This is a genomic window from Xanthobacter sp. DMC47, assembly GCF_056313845.1.
Genome location: NZ_JBQUZM010000006.1, coordinates 169213 through 188132 on the forward strand (window position 1 = coordinate 169213; position 18920 = coordinate 188132).

General features: G+C 66.3%; 19 protein-coding genes and 1 tRNA gene. 8 read left to right on the forward strand and 12 right to left on the reverse strand.

The genetic code is table 11. From position 1 onward, the window contains the following. Positions 1-30 precede the first annotated feature (30 nt). From ACT54R_RS22965 to urtA, 8 genes are all read right to left on the reverse strand, one after another. Positions 31-387, reverse strand: coding sequence for a GFA family protein (locus ACT54R_RS22965; RefSeq protein ID WP_476330611.1), 357 nt, complete (start codon positions 385-387; stop codon positions 31-33). 1 nt (position 388) lies between these two features. Next, positions 389-1009 carry an urease subunit gamma gene (locus ACT54R_RS22970; protein WP_476330614.1) on the reverse strand — a complete coding sequence of 207 codons (621 nt, stop codon included), beginning with the start codon at positions 1007-1009 and terminating at the stop codon, positions 389-391. A 22-nt stretch (positions 1010-1031) separates the two neighbouring features. Beyond that, positions 1032-1901, reverse strand: coding sequence for an urease accessory protein UreD (locus ACT54R_RS22975; RefSeq protein WP_476330617.1), 870 nt, complete (start codon positions 1899-1901; stop codon positions 1032-1034). Next, positions 1867-2562 carry an urea ABC transporter ATP-binding subunit UrtE gene (gene urtE / locus ACT54R_RS22980; protein ID WP_168457876.1) on the reverse strand — a complete coding sequence of 232 codons (696 nt, stop codon included), beginning with the start codon at positions 2560-2562 and terminating at the stop codon, positions 1867-1869. The genes ACT54R_RS22975 and urtE overlap by 35 nt, the downstream gene beginning before the upstream one ends. A gap of 4 nt (positions 2563-2566) precedes the next feature. Next, positions 2567-3313 carry an urea ABC transporter ATP-binding protein UrtD gene (urtD, locus tag ACT54R_RS22985; protein WP_476330886.1) on the reverse strand — a complete coding sequence of 249 codons (747 nt, stop codon included), beginning with the start codon at positions 3311-3313 and terminating at the stop codon, positions 2567-2569. A gap of 116 nt (positions 3314-3429) precedes the next feature. Further along, on the reverse strand, positions 3430-4563 hold the full coding sequence (gene urtC / locus ACT54R_RS22990; protein ID WP_476330620.1) for an urea ABC transporter permease subunit UrtC: 1134 nt from the start codon (positions 4561-4563) through the stop codon (positions 3430-3432). Continuing rightward, the gene (gene urtB, locus ACT54R_RS22995; protein WP_476330889.1) at positions 4560-6218 is read right to left on the reverse strand and encodes an urea ABC transporter permease subunit UrtB; all 1659 of its coding nucleotides are present in this window, start codon (positions 6216-6218) and stop codon (positions 4560-4562) included. The genes urtC and urtB overlap by 4 nt, the downstream gene beginning before the upstream one ends. A 185-nt stretch (positions 6219-6403) precedes the next feature. Continuing rightward, complete coding sequence (gene urtA / locus ACT54R_RS23000; RefSeq protein ID WP_476330892.1) at positions 6404-7639, reverse strand: urea ABC transporter substrate-binding protein; 1236 nt, start codon at positions 7637-7639, stop codon at positions 6404-6406. A gap of 689 nt (positions 7640-8328) precedes the next feature. Here urtA and ACT54R_RS23005 point away from each other — a divergent pair. Beyond that, a complete protein-coding gene (locus ACT54R_RS23005; RefSeq protein WP_476330623.1) occupies positions 8329-8940 on the forward strand; it encodes a carbonic anhydrase in 612 nt (203 codons plus the stop codon). A gap of 189 nt (positions 8941-9129) precedes the next feature. Then, a complete protein-coding gene (mgtE, locus tag ACT54R_RS23010) occupies positions 9130-10470 on the forward strand; it encodes a magnesium transporter (protein ID WP_476330626.1) in 1341 nt (446 codons plus the stop codon). 4 nt (positions 10471-10474) lie between these two features. Here the strand turns inward: mgtE and ACT54R_RS23015 are convergent, their stop codons facing one another. Next, positions 10475-10726, reverse strand: coding sequence for a hypothetical protein (locus ACT54R_RS23015; protein ID WP_168457881.1), 252 nt, complete (start codon positions 10724-10726; stop codon positions 10475-10477). 194 nt (positions 10727-10920) lie between these two features. Here ACT54R_RS23015 and ACT54R_RS23020 point away from each other — a divergent pair, with 194 nt between their 5' ends. Both ACT54R_RS23020 and ACT54R_RS23025 read left to right on the forward strand, forming a co-directional pair. After that, complete coding sequence (locus ACT54R_RS23020) at positions 10921-12240, forward strand: HdeD family acid-resistance protein (protein ID WP_476330629.1); 1320 nt, start codon at positions 10921-10923, stop codon at positions 12238-12240. Beyond that, a complete protein-coding gene (locus ACT54R_RS23025) occupies positions 12237-13409 on the forward strand; it encodes an MFS transporter (RefSeq protein WP_476330632.1) in 1173 nt (390 codons plus the stop codon). The genes ACT54R_RS23020 and ACT54R_RS23025 overlap by 4 nt, the downstream gene beginning before the upstream one ends. 13 nt (positions 13410-13422) lie before the next feature. Here ACT54R_RS23025 and ACT54R_RS23030 read toward each other — a convergent pair whose 3' ends face one another. Together ACT54R_RS23030 and ACT54R_RS23035 are read right to left on the reverse strand one after the other, a co-directional pair. Further along, complete coding sequence (locus ACT54R_RS23030; protein ID WP_476330635.1) at positions 13423-14124, reverse strand: DUF1796 family putative cysteine peptidase; 702 nt, start codon at positions 14122-14124, stop codon at positions 13423-13425. Between the two features lie 150 nt (positions 14125-14274). Beyond that, a tRNA-Pro gene (locus ACT54R_RS23035) sits at positions 14275-14351 on the reverse strand. A gap of 165 nt (positions 14352-14516) precedes the next feature. Here ACT54R_RS23035 and fabI point away from each other — a divergent pair. The 4 genes from fabI to ACT54R_RS23055 all read left to right on the forward strand — a co-directional run bounded on the left by fabI (position 14517) and on the right by ACT54R_RS23055 (position 17405). Then, positions 14517-15344, forward strand: coding sequence for an enoyl-ACP reductase FabI (gene fabI / locus ACT54R_RS23040; RefSeq protein ID WP_024278954.1), 828 nt, complete (start codon positions 14517-14519; stop codon positions 15342-15344). A 31-nt stretch (positions 15345-15375) separates the two neighbouring features. Further along, a complete protein-coding gene (locus ACT54R_RS23045) occupies positions 15376-15888 on the forward strand; it encodes a hypothetical protein (protein ID WP_476330637.1) in 513 nt (170 codons plus the stop codon). Between the two features lie 35 nt (positions 15889-15923). Continuing rightward, positions 15924-16511, forward strand: coding sequence for a histidine phosphatase family protein (locus ACT54R_RS23050; RefSeq protein WP_476330640.1), 588 nt, complete (start codon positions 15924-15926; stop codon positions 16509-16511). A gap of 141 nt (positions 16512-16652) precedes the next feature. Beyond that, complete coding sequence (locus ACT54R_RS23055; RefSeq protein WP_476330643.1) at positions 16653-17405, forward strand: hypothetical protein; 753 nt, start codon at positions 16653-16655, stop codon at positions 17403-17405. A gap of 54 nt (positions 17406-17459) precedes the next feature. Here the strand turns inward: ACT54R_RS23055 and ACT54R_RS23060 are convergent, their stop codons facing one another. Continuing rightward, positions 17460-18788, reverse strand: a complete 1329-nt coding sequence (locus tag ACT54R_RS23060) for a hemolysin family protein (RefSeq protein WP_476330646.1) — start codon at positions 18786-18788, stop codon at positions 17460-17462. Between the last annotated feature and the right edge of the window lie 132 nt (positions 18789-18920).

The window sequence follows — 18920 nt, forward strand, 5'->3', positions numbered from 1 at the left end:
TCCTGAAATCTCGCGCATGCGGGCCGGGGATTACTTGCTGGCGCCGTCGTATTCGATGGGGTGAAGGCTCTTGAGGTCCACGCCATCGAGGCAGCGGGCGTTCACCGCCACCGTCTCGGTGCCATCGGGCGCCGTGCCGCGGGCGAAGGATTCGATGCCGCAGGTGGTGCAGAACAGGTGGTGGATTTTGCCGGTATTGAAGAGATATTCGGTGGTCTTGCCCTCCCCCGATGTGAGGGTGAAGGCGCTCGCCGGTGCAAAGGCGAGGATGCCGCCGACGCGCCGGCAGCGGGAACAGTTGCAGGTCACCGTGCGGTCGAGATCGACATCCACTTCATAGTGGACAGCGCCGCACTGGCATCCGCCGGAATAGTGCTGAACCGCCATGTCAGAGCCCTCCCTGGATGGCGGCGCGGAAGCCGTAGACCTCCCGCTTGCCGCCGAACGGCACCAGCGTCACGTCCCGCGTTGCGCCCGGCTCGAAGCGCACCGCCGTGCCGGGGGCGATGTCGAGGCGCATGCCGCGCGCCTTGTCCCGGTCGAAGTCCAACGCCGGGTTGGTCTCGAAGAAATGGTAGTGGCTGCCCACCTGGATCGGCCGGTCGCCGGTGTTGGCGACGGTGAGGTGAACCCGCTCGGCGCCCTCGTTGAAATGGATGTCGCCTTCCTGCGGCAGCAACTCCCCGGGCACGCTCTCCGATGGCGTGCCACGGATGGGGTGATGGACGGTGACGAGCTTGGTGCCGTCCGGAAAGGTCGCCTCCACCTGGATGTCGTGGATCATTTCCGCAATGCCGTCCATCACCTGATCCGAGGTGAGCACCTTGGCACCGGCCTCCATCAGATCGGCGACGGTGCGGCCGTCGCGCGCCCCCTCCACCACGAAATCGGTGATGAGCGCGACCGCTTCCGGATGGTTCAGCTTCACGCCACGCGCGAGGCGCTTGCGCGCCACCTCGGCGGCCATGGCGACCAGGAGCTTGTCCTTCTCGCGCGGCGTCAGCAGCACGGCATCTCTCCTTGAACGAGCATCAGGTGGCCCACACCCGGGGCAGCGGAGCCTTTCGGAAGGCCATCAGAAACGAGGTCGCGGCCCGGCGCAACGTCCCGATGTCCGGAGCGAGCCAGCGTACGGCGAGAATGCCGTTCCAGGCGCTGGCGCCGGCCTCGCAGGGAACGCTCATCGGCACGTTCTCCATCAGCGCCCGCGCCTCCTCCAGACGCGCCTCGGCGTCGGGCGCGATGTAGAGGAGCGTCGCCAGCGCCCGCGCGCCTGCAGCAACCGCCGGGCGCTCCAGCAGCGGGCCGATGGGGCCGGACAGGCGGAAGGCGTCGGCGAAGATGAGCCCGCCAGCACGCCGGATGCGCCAGTGGTCCTCCAGATGGCCCTCCCCCATAGCATCGCCATGCGCAAGACGGCCGAGCATGAGCGCCTCGAAGGAGAGCAGGGTCGCGTCGGGCGCGAGGTCGACTTCGTAGCGGCGCTTCAGGCGGGCGCGGTCGAACAGGATGGTTTCTTGCGGCAGCCATTCCAGCCGCGCGCCTTCCGCTGCCGCCAGCGTCACCGAGATATCCGCCAAGGGCCCATCGGAACGATAGACCTTCTCGGCGGCCGGTGTCGCGACAGTGAGGTGCGCGCGCGGCCCGGCCGACGCTTCGATGGTGAAACGGTCGCCGCAACAGACCCCGCCGGCGGTGTTGACGATGACGGCTTCCAGCCCCGGCCCGCCGCGTGGAACGCGCAGGCGCATGGCGCCGCCCTCCGCGAGGTCGGCGACGCGCGTCACCGCGCCGAACTGCGCGGCGGCAATGCGAACGCGACCTTCGCTGCGCTGGCGCTGGGGCGGGAGGGGGGCCGACGTTTCGTCAGATCGCCATGAGGCGGCGGACATCGTCGCCATCAAGCCCGCTCCTGTCCCCGCTCGCCACCACCTCGCCGCGATCCATCAGGATGAAGCTGTCGGCGAGGTCGCGGGCGAACTCGAAATACTGCTCCACCAGCACGATGGCCATGTCACCCTTGTCCCTGAGATAGGAGATGGCGCGGCCGATGTCCTTGATGATGGAGGGCTGGATGCCCTCGGTCGGCTCGTCCAGCACCAGGAGGCGCGGGCGGGTGACGAGGGCGCGGCCGATGGCGAGCTGCTGCTGCTGACCGCCGGAAAGATCGCCGCCGCGCCGCCGGAGCATGGATTTCAGCACCGGGAAGAGGTCGAACACCTCCTGCGGCACATATTTCTCCTTGCCAGAGAGCCGGGCATAGCCCGTCTCCAGATTCTCCTTCACCGACAGCAGCGGGAACACCTCCCGCCCCTGCGGCACGAAGCCGATGCCCATCGCCGCGCGGTCGGGGGTGGAGAGCTTGGAGATCTCCTTCCCGTCCAGCGTGATGGAGCCGCCGGCAATGGGCCGCTGGCCGACGATGGCGCGCAGCAGGGACGTCTTGCCCACGCCGTTGCGGCCGAGCACGCACGTCACCTTGCCCGCCTCGGCCGAGACCGACACCTTCTTCAGGGTATGGGCGGCGCCGTAATAGAGGTCGAGGTTTTCCACCTTCAGCATGGCCTCACCTCCCCAGATAGACTTCGATGACGCGCTCGTCGGCGCTCACCTGATCGAGCGGACCTTCGGCCAGCACCGAGCCCTCGTGCAGCACCGTGACCTTCACGTCGAGGTCGCGCACAAACTGCATGTCGTGCTCCACCACCACCACCGAGTGGGTCTTGGCGATTTCCTTGAGGAGCACGGCGGTGTCCGCCGTCTCCTGGTCGGTCATGCCGGCGGCGGGCTCGTCGACCAAGAGCAGGCGCGGCTCCTGCGCCAACAGCATTCCGATCTCCAGCCACTGCTTCTGGCCGTGGGAGAGGTCGCCGGCGCGGCGGTAGCGGCTGTCCTTCAGGCGCACGCGCTCCAGAAGCTCCTCCACCCGCTCGCGCTCGTGCCGGCTCGGGTTCCACTCGATGTTTGCGAAGGGGCGCCGGTCGGCCTTCACCGCGAGGAGGATGTTGTCCTCCACGGAGTGCATGTCGAATACGGTCGGGGTCTGGAATTTCCGGCCGATGCCGAGCTGGGCGATGGACGCCTCGTTGAGGGTGGTGAGGTCGTTGGTGCCGGCGAACAGGGCGACGCCCTGGTTGGGCCGGGTCTTGCCGGTGATGACGTCCATCATCGTCGTCTTGCCCGCGCCGTTGGGGCCGATGATGGCCCGCATCTCCGCCTCGCCGATGACGAGGGAGAGCGCGTTCAGCGCCCGGAAGCCGTCGAAGGAGACGGTGATGTTGTCGAGATAGAGCAGCGCCGAGGTCAGGGCCATTCGGTCCGGGGCGGGCTGCTCGTCTTTCAGGAAGCCGAGTTCAGCCTCCAGCGAGAGCGCACCCTGCGACTTGACGGCATAGGGATCGGTGGAGGGAGACAGCATGCTCATGGGGCTCACTCCGCCGGTGTCGCGCTGGGTGTGGGCTCAGAGGACGGCCGGCGGGCCTTCCACTTCTCGGAGATGTTCGCCGCAAGGCCGAGCACTCCCTTGGGCAGGAACAGGGTCACCAGCACGAACAGCGCACCGAGGGCGAACAGCCAGGCCTCCGGCAGCACGCCGGTGAACCAGGTCTTGCCGGCATTGACGATCAGCGCGCCAAGCGCCGCCCCCACCAGCGTGCCGCGGCCACCCACCGCCACCCAGATCACCATCTCGATGGACTGGGCCGGAGCGAATTCGGACGGGTTGATGATGCCCACCTGCGGCACGTAGAGCGCCCCGGCGACGCCGGCCAGCATGGCCGAGAGCACCCAGGCGACCAGCTTGTAGTTCTCCACCCGGTAGCCGAGGAACCGCGTGCGGCTCTCCGCGTCGCGCACAGCCACCAGCACCTTGCCGTATTTGGAGGTGACGAGCGCCCGGCAGAGCAGATAGCCCGCCGCTAAGGCCAATGCGGAGAGGAAGAACAGGGTCAGGCGTGTCGAGGGGGCGGCGATCGGGAAGCCCAGGATGTCCTTGAAATCGGTGAGGCCATTATTGCCGCCGAAGCCCATGTCGTTCCGGAAGAAGGCGAGCATGAGCGCGAAGGTCATCGCCTGCGTGATGATGGACAGATAGACGCCGGTGACGCGCGAGCGGAAGGCGAACCAGCCGAACACGAAGGCGAGCGCCCCTGGCACAAGCACCACCATGAGCATGGCGAACGGGAAGATGTTGAAGCCTTCCCAGAACCAGGGCAGTTCCTTGTAGTTCAGGAACACCATGAAATCGGGCAGCACCGGATTGCCATAGACGCCGCGCGTCCCGATCTGGCGCATGAGGTACATGCCCATGGCGTAGCCACCGAGGGCGAAGAAGGCGCCGTGGCCGAGGGACAGCACCCCGCAATAGCCCCACACGAGGTCCACCGACACGGCGAGCAGCGCGTAGCACAGATACTTGCCGAGCAGCGGGATCATGTAGTCCGGCACATGCAGCGGATTGCCGGCAGGCAGCAGCAGGTTGGACGCGGGGATGAGTACCCCCGCCGCCAGCACCACGATAAGGAAGATGCCGCCGGTGCGGTCGATGATGCGGGTGCGGTTCATGATTCCACCGCCCGGCCCTTGAGCGCGAACAGGCCGCGCGGGCGCTTCTGGATGAACAGGATGATGAAGACGAGCAGCAGGATCTTGCCCAGCACGGCGCCGGCAAAGGGCTCCAGCAGCTTGTTGGCCACGCCCAGCGTGAAGGCGCCGACCAACGTCCCCCAGAGGTTTCCGACGCCGCCGAACACCACCACCATGAAGCTGTCGATGATGTAGCCCTGACCGAGGTTGGGGCTCACATTGTCGATCTGCGAGAGCGCCACGCCGGCGATGCCGGCGATGCCCGAGCCGAGGCCGAAGGTGAGCGCATCGATGCGCCCGGTGCGGATGCCCATGGCCGCGGCCATGCGCCGGTTCTGCGTCACCGCCCGCACATAGAGGCCGAGCGGCGTTCGCCTCAGCACCAGCAGCAGGGTGAAGAACACGATCAGCGCGAAGCAGATGATCCAGAGCCGGTTGTAGGTGATGGACAATTGCCCGATCTGGAACGCGCCGGACATCCAGGAGGGGGCGCCGACCTCCTGGTTGGTCGGGCCGAACACGCTGCGCACCGCCTGCTGGAGGATCAGCGAGACACCCCAGGTGGCGAGCAGGGTTTCCAGCGGCCGGCCGTAGAGGAAGCGGATGACCGTGCGCTCGATGAGGATGCCCACCAGCGCGGTAAACAGGAAGGCCAGCGGCAGGGCGATGGTGAGCGACCAGTCGAACAGATAAGGCGCCTTCTGGCGGATGAGTTCCTGCACCACGAAGGTGGTGTAGGCTCCAAGCATCACCATCTCGCCATGGGCCATGTTGATGACGCCCATCACGCCGAAGGTGATGGCGAGGCCGATGGCCGCCAGCAGCAGCACGGAACCGAGGGAGAGGCCGTACCAGACGTTCTGCGCCACGGCCCAGAATTTGAGGCTCTCCTCGGCCTTCGTGATCCCCGCCTCCGCTGCAGCCTTGAGGGCCGGAGGCGAATTCGCGGGCAGGCTGCGCAGCAGGCTGATGGATTCCTGATCACCGCGCGCGGCGATGAGCTGGATGGCGGCGCGGCGGTCGGCCTCGGGCGCGTCGGCCTTGCCGATGAGGATGGCGGCGCGCGCCTGCGCCAGCGCGGCCTTCACCGCCGGCACGGTCTCCTTGGCGATGGCCGCCTCGACCGTGGGGAGAGCCGCAGCGTCACGCGACTTGAACACGGCGCCCGCCGCATCGAGCCGCTTTGCCGGATCTGGGTTGAGCAGCGTGAGTGCACCGGCCGCGGCGTCCAGCGCGCGGCGGACGCGGTTGTTGGCCCGCACCGGAGACAGATTGGCCGGGGCATTGCCGACGATGGTGCCGGTGGCCGCATCGGCCATGCCGCCGGAGGTGCGGATGAAGACGGCCTTTGTCGCCGGATCATACAGCAGGGTGCCGGCAGCCAGCGCTTCCACGACGGCAGCCGCCTGCGGGCTGCCCGAGGTGGCGAGCGCGGCGATGGCGTCAGTGGTGTCGGAATAGCTGTCGTTGCCGAATTTGGCGACGATGCCGGAGATGTCCGGCTGGCCCTGCGCGCGAACCGGGGCCGAGGCGAAGATCCCGGCCATCAACACGGCGAAAAGGGCCAGAAACAGGTTTCGCAGGGTGCGCGAGGGAGAGACGTGAGCCGTCGGGACGGAAAGGGGCAGCCGCATCATTCAGGTCATCCGCTCCGGCGCGGCCGGCCATGCCGGCGGCCCTTAATCGGGAGTGCAGCAGGGCTTCCCCTCCCCTTGCGGGGAGAGGAAGGGGCGCCCCGAAGGACGGTACGAGAGGTCGAGATGAAACGTGAAGCTGGAAAAACGCGGGGACCGGATGATCCCCGCCAAGTGGCAGCCGCTTACTTCGCGGCGGCGCCCAGGCACTTGTTCGTGGTGGTGTCGTAGTTGCCGCAATTGTACTTCACCCAGTCGGCAACGAGGTTCTTCGAGCCTTCGAGGTACTTGGACCAGGCTTCGCCGGGGATCAGGTCCTTGGTCTTCCACACCACGTCGAACTGGCCGTTGTCCTTGATCTCGCCGATGAAGACCGGCTTGGTGATGTGGTGGTTCGGCAGCATCTGGGAGACGCCGCCCGTGAGGTTGGCCTGCTCGATGCCCGGCAGGGTGGCGATCACCTTGTCCGGATCGGTCGTGCCGGCCTTCTCAACCGCCTTCACCCACATGTTGAAGCCGATGTAGTGGGCTTCCATCGGGTCGTTGGTGACGCGCTTCGGGTTCTTGGTGAAGGCGTGCCACTTGTCGATGAACGCCTTGTTCTCGGGCGTATCGATGGACATGAAGTAGTTCCACGCCGCGAGGTGGCCGAGGAGCGGCTTGGTGTCGATGCCGGCGAGTTCTTCCTCGCCCACCGAGAAGGCCACGACCGGGATGTCGGTCGCCTTGATGCCCTGGTTGGCCAGCTCCTTGTAGAAGGGCACGTTGGCGTCACCATTGATGGTGGACACCACGGCGGTCTTCTTGCCGGCGGAGCCGAACTTCTTGATGTCGGACACGATCGTCTGCCAGTCGGAATGACCGAACGGCGTGTAGTTGATCATGATGTCCTCGGCCTTCACGCCGCGGGACTTCAGATAGGCTTCGAGGATCTTGTTGGTGGTGCGGGGATAGACATAGTCGGTGCCCGCGAGCACCCAGCGCTCCACCTTCTCCTCGTTGGCGAGGTAGTCGACCGCCGGGATCGCCTGCTGGTTCGGCGCGGCGCCGGTGTAGAAGACGTTCCGCTCGCTCTCCTCGCCCTCGTACTGGACGGGGTAGAAGAGGATGTTGTTCAGCTCCTTGAAGACCGGGAGCACGGACTTGCGGGACACGGAGGTCCAGCAGCCGAACACGGCCGCGACCTTGTCCTTGGTGATGAGCTCGCGGGCCTTTTCAGCAAACAGCGGCCAGTTGGAGGCCGGGTCCACCACCACGGCCTCGAGCTTCTTGCCCAGGAGGCCGCCCTTCTTGTTCTGCTCTTCGATGAGCATGAGCATCACGTCCTTCAGCGTAGTCTCGCTGATGGCCATGGTGCCCGACAGTGAATGCAGGATGCCGACCTTGATGGTGTCCTCGGCCCGTGCCGCGCCCACTCCCATCGTGCCCGCGACGACGGCGGCAGCGGCGAGCGCCCCGAATCCCCTTCTGGTCGTCCGTCCCAGCAAACCGAGCATGCGCTCTCTCCCCTATTCCGACGGCCCGGGCGGGCCGACCAGCGGAGAGTGAGCAAGGCGCGTGCCAAGGCAGGCGGCGCCGCTCAGCCGGGCACAACACCATACCTCGCCCGCGCCCTTCTGGACCGGAGCGGCGTGCGGCGAGGAGGAGTGCCTACGAATTCATCAATACTGGGATGACGCCTTGGTTAAGTATGCGCCACGACCGCGCTGGGCAATTTGAATGCACGCTCTGGCACATCAAGATACCGCCGATCTACGGGCGGCGCCCTCTTCCGGTCGATGATGCATCGGACTCGTCTGCCCATAAATTAATCGGCCGGGTTGGCCCCTTCCGCTTCAGCCGTCCAAACCGTCGCCGAGCGCGGCGATGGCCGCGCTCGGCAAATCACGTCAGAGGACGTTGAAGAGATAGAGAAGGACGATGACCGAGATCGGAACGCCCATGATCCAAAGCAGAATACCGCGCATGTTGTTGGCTCCACACGTTTCCAGACCGTCGCCATGAGAACGTGGCAAAGGGAAATCGGGTTCCGCTCCGCCTGGCGCCAATGCCCTTGACTTGTCCCGCAAGCTCAGACTTCCGTTGCCCGACAAGCGGAAGGAGCGATGGCGTGGACGAACTGATCTCGGGCTACCAACGGTTTCGCGAAACGGCATGGCCTGAGCGCAAGCTGCTGTTTGAACGGCTGGCGGCGCGTGGCCAGAAGCCGGAAACGCTCGTGATCGCCTGCTCGGACAGCCGCGTCGATCCGCAGATGATCTTCGATGCCGGCCCGGGCGAGATGTTCGTCGTGCGCAACGTCGCCAATCTCGTCCCGCCGTTCATGCCCGATGCCAATTATCACGGCACGTCGGCAGCCATCGAGTTCGCGGTGCGGGTGCTCAGGGTGAAGCAGGTGATGGTGCTCGGCCACGCCCAGTGCGGCGGCATCCATGCGCTGCTCGACGGGGCCCCTCCCGGCGCCGAGGACTTCGTGGCCGGCTGGATGAAGATCGCCGAGCCAGCGCGCCTCATGGCGGAAGACGCAAACCTTCCCGCCGACGAGCGGCAGCGCTTCTGCGAGCAGTGCTGCGTCAAGCTCTCGCTTGCCAATCTGGCCAGCTTCCCCTGGGTCGCGGAACGGGTCTCACAGGGCGACCTCATGCTCCACGGCGCCTATTTCGGCGTCGCCACCGGCCGTCTGGAGATGCTGGGCGACGACGGGACTTTCGCACCCGCCTGAACCCGGCTCAGACCGCGCGCCGAGCTGACCTAAAGGCGTGCCGTGAGGTCAACGCGGCCGGTTGTCCCGGCCGTGTTTCATCCCCTTGTATTAAATGGCGATTATCCGATATGGGTCGGCTGGACCGGCACCTTGCTTTTGTCGAGGCCGATCCCGCTTGAACATCCCCTCGAACCGGGACACACCCATATGACCGACGCGGCTATCGCTTCGCGGCTCGGGCACGAGCATGTCGCCGACATCGTCGAATTCCTGAACGGCAAGACAGCCGAGGAAGCGACCGGCGTGGTTTCGCATATGCCGCTCAAATGGGCGATCGAGGTGCTGGACCAGCCGCAGTTTCACGATGCCTGCGAGGTGATCGAGGCACTGCCGCAGGAAAAGGCAGTGGGCATTCTGGAAGGCATGTCCGCTGACCGGGCCGCTGATGTGCTCCGCTGGATCGAGGAGCCGGCGAAAGGCCGCCTCCGGGACGCGCTCAGCACCGAGGCGCAGGTCGCCATCGACCACCTGCTCACCTATCCCGAGGGGACCGCGGGCGCCCTGATGACCACCGAGTTCGTCTCGGTGCCCTCCAACTGGACGGTGCAGCAGACCCTCGACCATATCCGCGAGGTGGAGCGCAGCCGCGAGACGGTCTACGCCATCTATGTCCTGTCGCCGGGGACCCGCCGGCTGGTGAACACGGTTTCGCTGCGCCGGCTGATCTCGGGCAACCCGGGCGATTCGATCCTGTCGGTCGCGAACCCCTACACCCCCATCACCGTCCCGCCGAACCTGCCGCAGGAGGAGGTGGCGCGCACCATCTCCAAATACGACTTCCTTGCCGTGCCCGTGGTGGACACCACTGGCCATGTCCTCGGCATCGTGACGGTCGACGACGTGATCGACGCCATGATCGAGGAGCAGACCGAGGACGTCCAGCGCATGGGCGGCATGGAGGCCATCGACGAGCCCTATCTGGAAATCTCCTTCAAGGAGATGATCCGCAAGCGCGCCGGGTGGCTGTGCATCCTGTTCATCTCCGAGATGTTCACGGCGAGCGCGATGCAGTTCTTCTCCGATGAACTGGAAAAGGCGATCGTGCTGGCCCTGTTCATCCCGCTCGTCATGAGCTCGGGCGGCAATTCGGGGTCGCAGGCCACCTCGCTCATCATCCGCGCCCTCGCGCTGCACCAGGTGCGGCTGCGCGACTGGTGGCGCGTCGCCCTGCGCGAACTGCCCACGGGCATCACGCTCGGCACGATCCTCGGTGTCATCGGCATCATCCGCATCATTGTCTGGCAGCAGACCGGGCTGTTCGACTACGGCGAGTACTGGAAGCTTCTGGCCGTCACCATCGGCGCCGCGCTGATCGGCATCGTCACCTTCGGCTCGCTGGCAGGCTCGCTGATGCCGTTCCTGCTGAAGCGCCTCGGCTTCGACCCGGCGTCCGCGTCCGCGCCTTTCATTGCGACGCTGGTCGATGTGACCGGCATCGTGATCTATTTTTCCGTGGCGTGGCTATTCCTCCACGGCACCATCCTGTGAGGGCTCAGGCGCGCCGGACGAACCGCATCAGCGCGCCATAGCCGTCTTCCTCCACTTCCTCCGCTTCCGCCGGCGTTGCTCCATCGCTGGCGGCGGCGGCGAGGTCCGATGTCGTCACGTCGAACCCGCGCGAGGCAAGGAAGCGCACCGCATCGTCCGTGGAGGAAAATCCCTCCACCGCCTCGGCGAGGACGGCGCTGAGGCCGGTGTTGCCCGACGCATCGGTCTTCAGTCGATCCATATCCGCGTTCGTCATCTCAATACCCCTCGATGGTCTAGCGTTCTTAAGCCGAACACGAGACCCACCGCGAAGTTCCGATAGCCCGCGCAAAGCTGGCGCGAACGACTTGCGTTCTTGATCCCTTTACCGTCATCTTGCGGCAGTTTCCGCAAAGTGACCCACGCCCCGCTATGGTTAAGCTTGCCTTCCTCCTTGTCGGAGCCCGTGCATTGCGCGACCGCTGGTGGGTGCTCACCCTGCTTTCGGCAGCGCTCTTCCTTGTCGGCATACTGATCCTCCTCGACGCCATGGACGGCACCATGTCGGTGGCGACGCAGGTGTTCGGCGGCGTCTTCGTGTTCGAAGGCGTATTGGGGCTCCTCACGGCCTTCGCCTTTTCGGGCACGCGCAGCCGCGTCCTGGCCCTCGGGCGCGCCGCCGCGTTGATCTTCATCGGAACCTTCATTCTGGATTACCCGTCCCGGAACGGCATGGCGCTGTCGCTGCTGTTCGGCGCTGCCTTCCTCGTGGACGGGGCCGCCCGCATCGTCACCTCGGCGGTGGTCAGGTTTCGCCTGTGGCGATCGACCGTAGCTGTCGGCGTGATCGAGCTGTTTCTGGCCCTGTTCATCGGCAGCCACTGGCCCCTCGCCCACGAGCTCAAGGTGCCGCTCGCGGTGGCCATGCTCACGCTGATGTCCGGCTGGATCATTCTGCGCGCGAGCCTCATGCTGCGGGCCCACCTTGCCGAGATGACGATCCTGAGCCTGCCCATTTATGGCGGCCGCGACTGGTACGACAACGCGCCGGTGATCGTCGACGACACCGGCCCCCTCCCCCCTTGGGAAGGTCCGATGACCGTGCGGGTTTGGACGCCCACCGGCTCCGCCGACGTGAAGGACCATCATCCGGTCATTGATCGCTACATAGCGGCGGTGGACCGCAACGGTGCGATTTCGACAGGCCATGCCTCGCTTGAACTGAAGCCCGACCTCTACATCAGCCATTACCCAGCGGAGGAGATCGAGCACCCACCGGCGGAATTCGCCCGCATCCTGCGCGCCTCTTCGGAAAACGACGTGAAAGGCCGATTCCAGCCGTCCTACGCCTACGAATGCGCGAATTGGTGCGAGGCCGATCGAAAGGTGGAGTTCACCCGCTTCGATGCGCGGCGTCTCATGGCGTTCTGGGCCGGCTACCGGCAGGTGGACACCTACAACCTCACCGACCGGAACTGCTCGGTCGCGGTGGCCGCCGCGCTCGATTCCGCGCTGGAGGGCAGCCTTGCGAGCCGCATGCCCTGGCTGCGCGTGGCGACCCTCATGTTCAATCCGGACGTCTGGGCGGCGGCCTACATCCGCTCGCGGGCGGAGGCCATGAGTTGGACACCCGGCCTCGTGCTCGATTACGCCAGCACCATGAAGCGCATCATCGAGCCGGCGCCGCCGCCCTTCGCGCACCGGCTGAGGGACTTCCTGCGCCGCCTTGCCGCCGGGCGCCCCACACCCACGCCACGAAATACCCGGCCGGCGGAGCCTGTGCGTCCGTGACCCATCAGAGCATCGAACCTGCCCCCGCTGGGCTCCCCGACGCATCCACCGTCCTGGCCCGTGGCGCCGTCATCGCGACCGCCATGGTTTTCGGCCTCACCTATTCCCTGAGCGCCCCGCTGATCGCCTTTGATCTCGCCGCCCGGGGACTCAGCGAGGCGGCCATCGGCGCGAACGCCGCCATGCACGCGGTCGGGGTTCTGGTGACGGCGGTGGCGCTGCCGCGGATGGTCGCCGCATTCGGCCCGCGCCGCCTGATTCTGATGTCCATTGCCCTGTCGGCGCTGGTCCTGGCGGTTTTTCCCGTCATGCCCGCCATCTGGCTCTGGTTCGTGCTGCGCCTGTTCCTGGGCATGGCCGCGGAGGCGCTGTTCGTGACCTCGGAGACCTGGATCAACGCGCTCTCCACCGAGAGCACCCGCGCCCGTTCCATGGCGGCCTATACGGCCGCGCTCTCGGTGGGGCTTGCCCTCGGCCCGCTGATTCTTTCGCTGGTCGGAACGGAAGGGGCGGCACCCTATCTGCTCGGAGCCGGCGTCGCGCTGCTGGCTGCCCTTTTCGTCGCATCCCCGAAGGTGATCGCACCGCATTTCGATGAGCCGACCATCGGCAACCCCATGCGCTTCGTGCGGCTCGCGCCTCTGGCCCTCTCGGCGACCATGCTGAACGCAGCTATCGAGACGGCCGGGCTTTCCTTCCTCGCGCTCTATGCGGTGGGACTCGGCTGGGCGGAGGAGCACGCGACGCGGCTGATGTCGGTGATGATGATCGGCGCCATCATCCTCCAGCTGCCCATCGGATGGCTCGGCGACACCATGGACCGGCGACGGCTGGTCATCCTGCTCGCGGTCGTCTCTGCGGTTGGCGCGGCGGTATGGCCCTTCGCGCTCGGCAGCGCGGTGGCGACCTATGCCCTGCTGTTCGTGTGGGGCGGGGCCTTCGTGGGCATCTACACCATCATGATTACGCTGGTGGGCAGCCGCTTCAGGGGCGGCGACCTCGTGGGCATTTATGCGGTCTCGGGCCTGTTCTGGGGCCTCGGCGCCCTGGTCGGCCCGCTGGGAGCGGGATTTGCCATGCAGATCCATCCGCACGGCCTTGCCCTGTTCGCAACCCTCGCCTGCTCCCTCTTCGCCCTCGCCGCCTGGCGTCTGCGCGGGAGTGTGTGAGGCGGAGGGCGAATCAGCGGGACGATTCGAGCGTTTCAGTCAGATCATCGAATCGGAATTTTCTGCCGGGTCGACAGGCGATCCCGAGCGTCCGGAAGGTCCGATTCCATCCGCGTCGGGAGCCGAGATCGTTATAGTCACGCAGGCGGGGGACTGAAGCCGTCATCAGCCACGGTCGGGGCTGCACCGGCGCATAGTCCAGAAGCAGCAGCCGCGGGTCTGCGGCGAACGTAGCGAGCGCGGCATGGATCTGGTCGAGGGTCTCCTCGAGCGCGGCGTCCTTTGGGTCGTGCGCCGGCAGGCACTGGCGCACGAAGAGGGTCGTGCCTTCCGCGCAGTCGTTCACCAGCCTCGCCTGCAGCGCCTCGTACTTGGGAATCAACCGCGCCGCCATCTCTGCCTCGCCGAGGGCGAGATAGTCCTCGCCGGCTGGAAACTCATGTCGGTGAATAGTGCCGGACAGCTGCGAATAGAGCGCGGGCACGCCGCCATAATCCGGCACCTTCATGAGGTTCGCAGCCTCGAACACCGCAGGCGCCCCTGCCTCCAGCACCTTGAGGACGCTGCCGAGCGGCGTGACCCACCAGTCGAAGGGATATGCCCGCTCTGACCGGGTGAGGCGGCGCACCTGGTACGCGACCTCGCACACCGCGCCGAGACTCACGATTCGGTGGGGGATGAGAGCGGGCGCGGGGCGGCGGAAGAAGGACCACATGAGGGCCATTTACCATGAGACGGTAAATATGGCCTCTGCAACCGCGTGCCGGCGAACAAAGCCTGCCGCACAACGAAGTTCGTGCCGCGCAGCGGGAAAAGATTTCAGCAGGGAGGGGGACAGGGCTTCCGGCGAGGCCGGATTTTCATCTGGTCGGAGTGGCAGGATTTGAACCTGCGACCCCCACGTCCCGAACGTGGTGCGCTACCAGACTGCGCTACACTCCGATCCAGAGGCGCCGCATCTAGCATCCGCTCCTGGGGGATGCAAGGGGCATGGTGCGCCAGCTTCGCTTGAACGGTGGATGGCCCCATGCCATAGGAAGCGCGCTCATGGTGCGTCCTCGGGCGGCGCCATGGGTTTCAATGGCTTGAGCATGTGGAGTTGGGTCTATGGCGACGGACGGTTTCGCGAGCGGTCTTCTGAAGGGCAAGCGCGGGCTGATTCTCGGTGTCGCCAACAATCGATCCATCGCTTATGGAATCGCCAAGTCCGCGCGGGCCCATGGCGCCGAGCTGGCCCTCACCTACCAGGGCGAGGCGCTGCGGAAGCGGGTCGAGCCGCTGGCGGCGGAACTGGGCGGCCATCTCGTCGGCCACTGCGACGTGACCGAGCCGGAGACGCTGGATGCCGTCTTCGCTGAGACCGAGCGCCTGTTCGGCACCCTCGATTTCGTCATCCACTGCATCGCCTTCTCCAACAAGGACGAGTTGGACGGCCGCTATGTGGAAACCACGGCGGACAATTTCACCAAGACCATGCTCATCTCCTGCTACTCCTTTACCGCTGTCGCGCAGCGGGCGGAAAAGCTGATGACCAATGGCGGCTCCCTCATCACGCTCACCTATTACGGCGCGGAAAAGTGGATGCCCCACTACAACGTCATGGGCGTCGCGAAGGCTGCGCTCGAGGCCAGCGTGCGGTATCTGGCCGCTGACCTCGGCCCCAAGGCGATCCGCGTGAATGCCATCTCCGCCGGCCCCATCAAGACGCTGGCCGCTTCTGGAATCGGCGATTTCCGCTACATTCTGAAGTGGAACGAGCTGAACTCGCCGCTCCGCCGCACCGTCACCACCGATGAAGTCGGCGATGCGGGCGTCTATCTCCTCTCCGATTTGTCGCGGGGTGTGACCGGCGAGGTGCATCATGTGGATGCCGGGTACCATATTGTGGGCATGAAGCATCCCGACGCGCCGGACCTCGCCCTCGTCCGCGATTGATCACGGCGCGCGCCCACAAAGGAGACTCACGATGTCGGCGCTTGATACCCGGGCCGCCCGTTTCGCCCTCGCCGTTGCCGTCTCCGCGGGAATGCTCGTGTCTGCCGGGGCGGCGCTGGCGCAGAGCCCGCCGACCTTCCAGCAGTACCCTCTCCGAGATCGCGTATTTGGACCCGGCGGTGCGATCTTCCCGGATTATGTAAACCCGTCCGAGTATGGCGTGAGCTTCATGATCGGGGGCGGCGGCAGCCGGAGCGCGGTCTTCGCTGCCGGCACGTCCGACTACAACTGCCAGCAAACGCAGATTCCCAACATCCAGGTCCTCTCGGCCCCGCCCGGCGGCAAGGTCAGCATCCAGTATGGCCGCTTCGTCGCCACCGGAATCGATGGCGGGCGCACGACCAAGTGCATCGGCCAGCCGGCGAAGGGGCTCATCGTCAGCTTCAAGGGCAAGGCCGCGCCGGGCTCGACCCTCAAGCTGCGCGTAACCTACCCGCCGCGCGGCGAATGGTACGACCACGTAGTCGCGATTCCGCCGCGCTGAGTGATGCCGCGCCCGACGGGGCGGGCCGGAGAGAGATGACGACGCGACGCTTTTTTCTCGTCCGCCATGGCGAGACCGACTGGAATGTGGTGGGCCGGCTCCAGGGGCGCCGCGACGTGCCGCTGAACACGCTCGGCCGCATCCAGGCGGGTCAGGTGGGCCGCGTGCTCGCCCAGCTGGCGGGAGACACGCGCGCGCTCACCTATGTCTCCAGCCCCCTCTCGCGGGCGGTGGAAACCATGCGCATCCTGCGCACCGGACTCGATCTTCCGGTCGGCGAGTTCAAGACCGACGTGCGCTTCGCCGAAATCTCCTTCGGCATCTGGGAAGGCCAGACCTGGCCCGAGCTGCGCCGCCGCGATTATGAGGCCGTGCGCCGGCGCGACCTCGACCCCTGGAATTTCGCGCCCCCCGGCGGCGAGAGCTACCGCACCCTGTGCGAGCGCGTCGGCGCGGCCTGCGCCGAGATCGAGGATGACGCCGTGATCGTCACCCATGGCGGCGTCATCCGTGCGCTGCTGCATGTGAAGGCCGGCATGCCGGAGGCCGAAGCCTCCAATCTTCCGGTGCGTCAGGGCGCGGTCTACGTCGTGTCGCGCGGCGGGTTCGAGGTCGCAGACTGAGCGGCCGAGCCGCCCGCCCCCACTCTCCCCTTGGCATTTTTCTTGCTGCGTCAAACCGGTAGGCCCGGCGCCCGTGTCGTGAACGCGACGGGCGGGGTCTTTTCTTGACGCCTTTTCACCCGAGCCCCGGGGGGACTTTTCATGACCGACATGGCCGAACTGCAGAAGCGGAAGATGCCGCTCAACCTCGCCATCGTCCATGTGGATCCGGATGCCTTCATCGCCAACTACATGGGCTGGCTGGAGATCACCAAGTTCATCACCGCCCTGCGCGCCGGCGATGCGACGGTTCCGGCCGACGGCAAGACCCCCACCCTCAGCCCGGCCGATCTCGCCAACGGCGGCGTGCACAATGTCGCCAATGACGCCATGTTCGCCTTCTGCATGACCGCAGCGCTGAAAGGCGACAAGTCCGCGGTGGACAAGGTGGAGGCCGCCTTCATCGAGGCCTGGGGCAAGGAATATCCGGGCAACTTCGCCCTCTGGCACTTCCGCACCAACATCGAGACGCCCATCACGCTCGAGGATTTCGTGGGGCAAGCCGGCAAGAAGATGCTGCTGGGCGACATCCCACCCCCGCCGCTGCGGGCCAAGGAGAACTGGAGCGCGGGGCTGCGCTTCTTCGAGAAGGCGCGCAAATCCAATTTCGTCCACGAGATCATGTACCCGCTGGCCCTGTGGCACCGGGCCAAATGGACCGAGACGCTGGAGAAGGGCATCGCCTTCCTCAAGCACATCGAGGACACGGTGCCCGTGCTGCGGGACACGCTGGAAGAGAAGCGGAACGATCAGCCTTTCATCGCCAACATCCTGCTGAAGAATGCCTTCGGCGTGGATATGGAGCTGACCGAGGAATACGAGGGCTTTCTGCGCTCGCTGGCGCGGCGGGACTGACGCGCCAGTGAACGGTACGATGCGCTGGGCAGGCCTCACCCCTGCCCAGCGGCCTCAGCCCTGCCCGGCAACCTCTTGCCGGTGCAGCACGTGGGGCCGCGAGACCAGCAGCTTGTCGATGCGGCGGCCGTCCATATCCACAATCTCAAATCGCCAGCCGAGCGCGGTGAACACCTCACCCTCCTCCGGCAATTCCTTGAGGTGGGACAGGGCGAAGCCCGCCACGGTGTGAAAACCCTCGTCGGTGGGCAAGGCGACGTCGAGCAGGTCGCGCAGTTCGTCCACCGGGGTGTCACCCGCCACGAGATAGCTGCCGTCGTGGCGCTCGACCACGTGGCGCTCCACATGGGCGTCGCCCGGCTCATGGCCGGCTTCCACGGACCCGGTGATGGCGAGCAGCAGGTCGTAGCCGGTCACCACGCCGGCCATGTCGCCGTATTCGTCCACGACGATGGCCATAGGCACCTCGGCGCCGCGCAGCACGCGCATGGCCTCGAGCGCGCCGACGTTCTCCACGATAAAGGGCACCGTCTGCACATATTGGCGCGGGTCTGGCCGCTCGCCCTTCAGATAGGCGTCGAGGACGCGCTTGGCCTGGATGACGCCGATGGTCTCCTCAGGCGAACCGTCACAGGCCGGCAGGCGCGAGTGCGGTGTGGTGAGGAGGACATGGCGCACCTCCTCGGCATCCTTGGAGATGTCCACCCACTCCACATCGGGACGCGGTGTCATGATGGCCGTCACCGGCCGGTCGGCAAGGCGCATCACGCCGGAGATCATGCGCCGTTCGGCGGGGTCGATGACGCCCGCCGTCTCGGCCTCGGTAATGATGGCGCGAATTTCCTCGTCGGTGACCGAGCTGGAGCGGCTGCCGCCCCGGCCGAGCAGCGCCAGCACCGCGCGGGTGGAGGCGTCGAGCAGCCACACCATGGGCGCCGAGACCTTGGAGAGCGTGACCATCAGCGGCGCGACGACGCACGCCAGCGGCTCGGCATTCTGCAGGGCCAGCCGCTTGGGAATGAGTTCGCCGATCACCAGCGACACATAGGTGATGGCCACCACCACCGCCGTATATCCCAGCGGGTGGGCGATGCCGGTGGGGAGGCCGGCCTCCCGCAACGTCTCGCCCAGGAGATCGCCCAGGCTGGCGCCGGAGAAGGCGCCGGCCAGGATGCCGATGAGAGTGATGCCGATCTGGACGGTGGAGAGGAAGCGGCCGGGGTCCTCCGCCAGCCGCATGGCCGCCTTCGCCCCCTTGTTCCCGCGATCGGCCAGCGTCTTCAGCCGTGCGGGGCGAGACGAGACGATCGACAATTCCGCTGCTGCGAGAACGGCGTTGATGAGAACGAGGACGAGGACGATCAGGATTTCGAGTAGTGGCATGGCGGGGGTGTGGTGCTCCGTCGGCGCACGTCATAGCACAGGATGCCCCTCCTGTGTGACTGCGGTGCCACAAATGCCGGCGGGGGCGGGATATTCCCTTGATCGTTTCCTTGCAGGCCATCCTCGTCTATT

What these genes read in the sequence shown, in the direction of transcription:
- mgtE (WP_476330626.1), top strand. Translation starts at nt 9,130, where the DNA reads ATGACCGACGCGGCTATCGCTTCGCGGCTCGGGCACGAGCATGTCGCC.
- ACT54R_RS23060 (WP_476330646.1), bottom strand. Translation starts at nt 18,788, where the DNA reads ATGCCACTACTCGAAATCCTGATCGTCCTCGTCCTCGTTCTCATCAAC.
- ACT54R_RS23015 (WP_168457881.1), bottom strand. Translation starts at nt 10,726, where the DNA reads ATGACGAACGCGGATATGGATCGACTGAAGACCGATGCGTCGGGCAAC.
- ACT54R_RS23030 (WP_476330635.1), bottom strand. Translation starts at nt 14,124, where the DNA reads ATGTGGTCCTTCTTCCGCCGCCCCGCGCCCGCTCTCATCCCCCACCGA.
- urtB (WP_476330889.1), bottom strand. Translation starts at nt 6,218, where the DNA reads ATGCGGCTGCCCCTTTCCGTCCCGACGGCTCACGTCTCTCCCTCGCGC.
- ACT54R_RS23045 (WP_476330637.1), top strand. Translation starts at nt 15,376, where the DNA reads ATGTCGGCGCTTGATACCCGGGCCGCCCGTTTCGCCCTCGCCGTTGCC.
- urtE (WP_168457876.1), bottom strand. Translation starts at nt 2,562, where the DNA reads ATGCTGAAGGTGGAAAACCTCGACCTCTATTACGGCGCCGCCCATACC.
- ACT54R_RS23050 (WP_476330640.1), top strand. Translation starts at nt 15,924, where the DNA reads ATGACGACGCGACGCTTTTTTCTCGTCCGCCATGGCGAGACCGACTGG.
- urtA (WP_476330892.1), bottom strand. Translation starts at nt 7,639, where the DNA reads ATGGGAGTGGGCGCGGCACGGGCCGAGGACACCATCAAGGTCGGCATC.
- ACT54R_RS22975 (WP_476330617.1), bottom strand. Translation starts at nt 1,901, where the DNA reads ATGGCGACGATGTCCGCCGCCTCATGGCGATCTGACGAAACGTCGGCC.
- ACT54R_RS23055 (WP_476330643.1), top strand. Translation starts at nt 16,653, where the DNA reads ATGACCGACATGGCCGAACTGCAGAAGCGGAAGATGCCGCTCAACCTC.
- urtD (WP_476330886.1), bottom strand. Translation starts at nt 3,313, where the DNA reads ATGGCCCTGACCTCGGCGCTGCTCTATCTCGACAACATCACCGTCTCC.
- fabI (WP_024278954.1), top strand. Translation starts at nt 14,517, where the DNA reads ATGGCGACGGACGGTTTCGCGAGCGGTCTTCTGAAGGGCAAGCGCGGG.
- urtC (WP_476330620.1), bottom strand. Translation starts at nt 4,563, where the DNA reads ATGAACCGCACCCGCATCATCGACCGCACCGGCGGCATCTTCCTTATC.
- ACT54R_RS22965 (WP_476330611.1), bottom strand. Translation starts at nt 387, where the DNA reads ATGGCGGTTCAGCACTATTCCGGCGGATGCCAGTGCGGCGCTGTCCAC.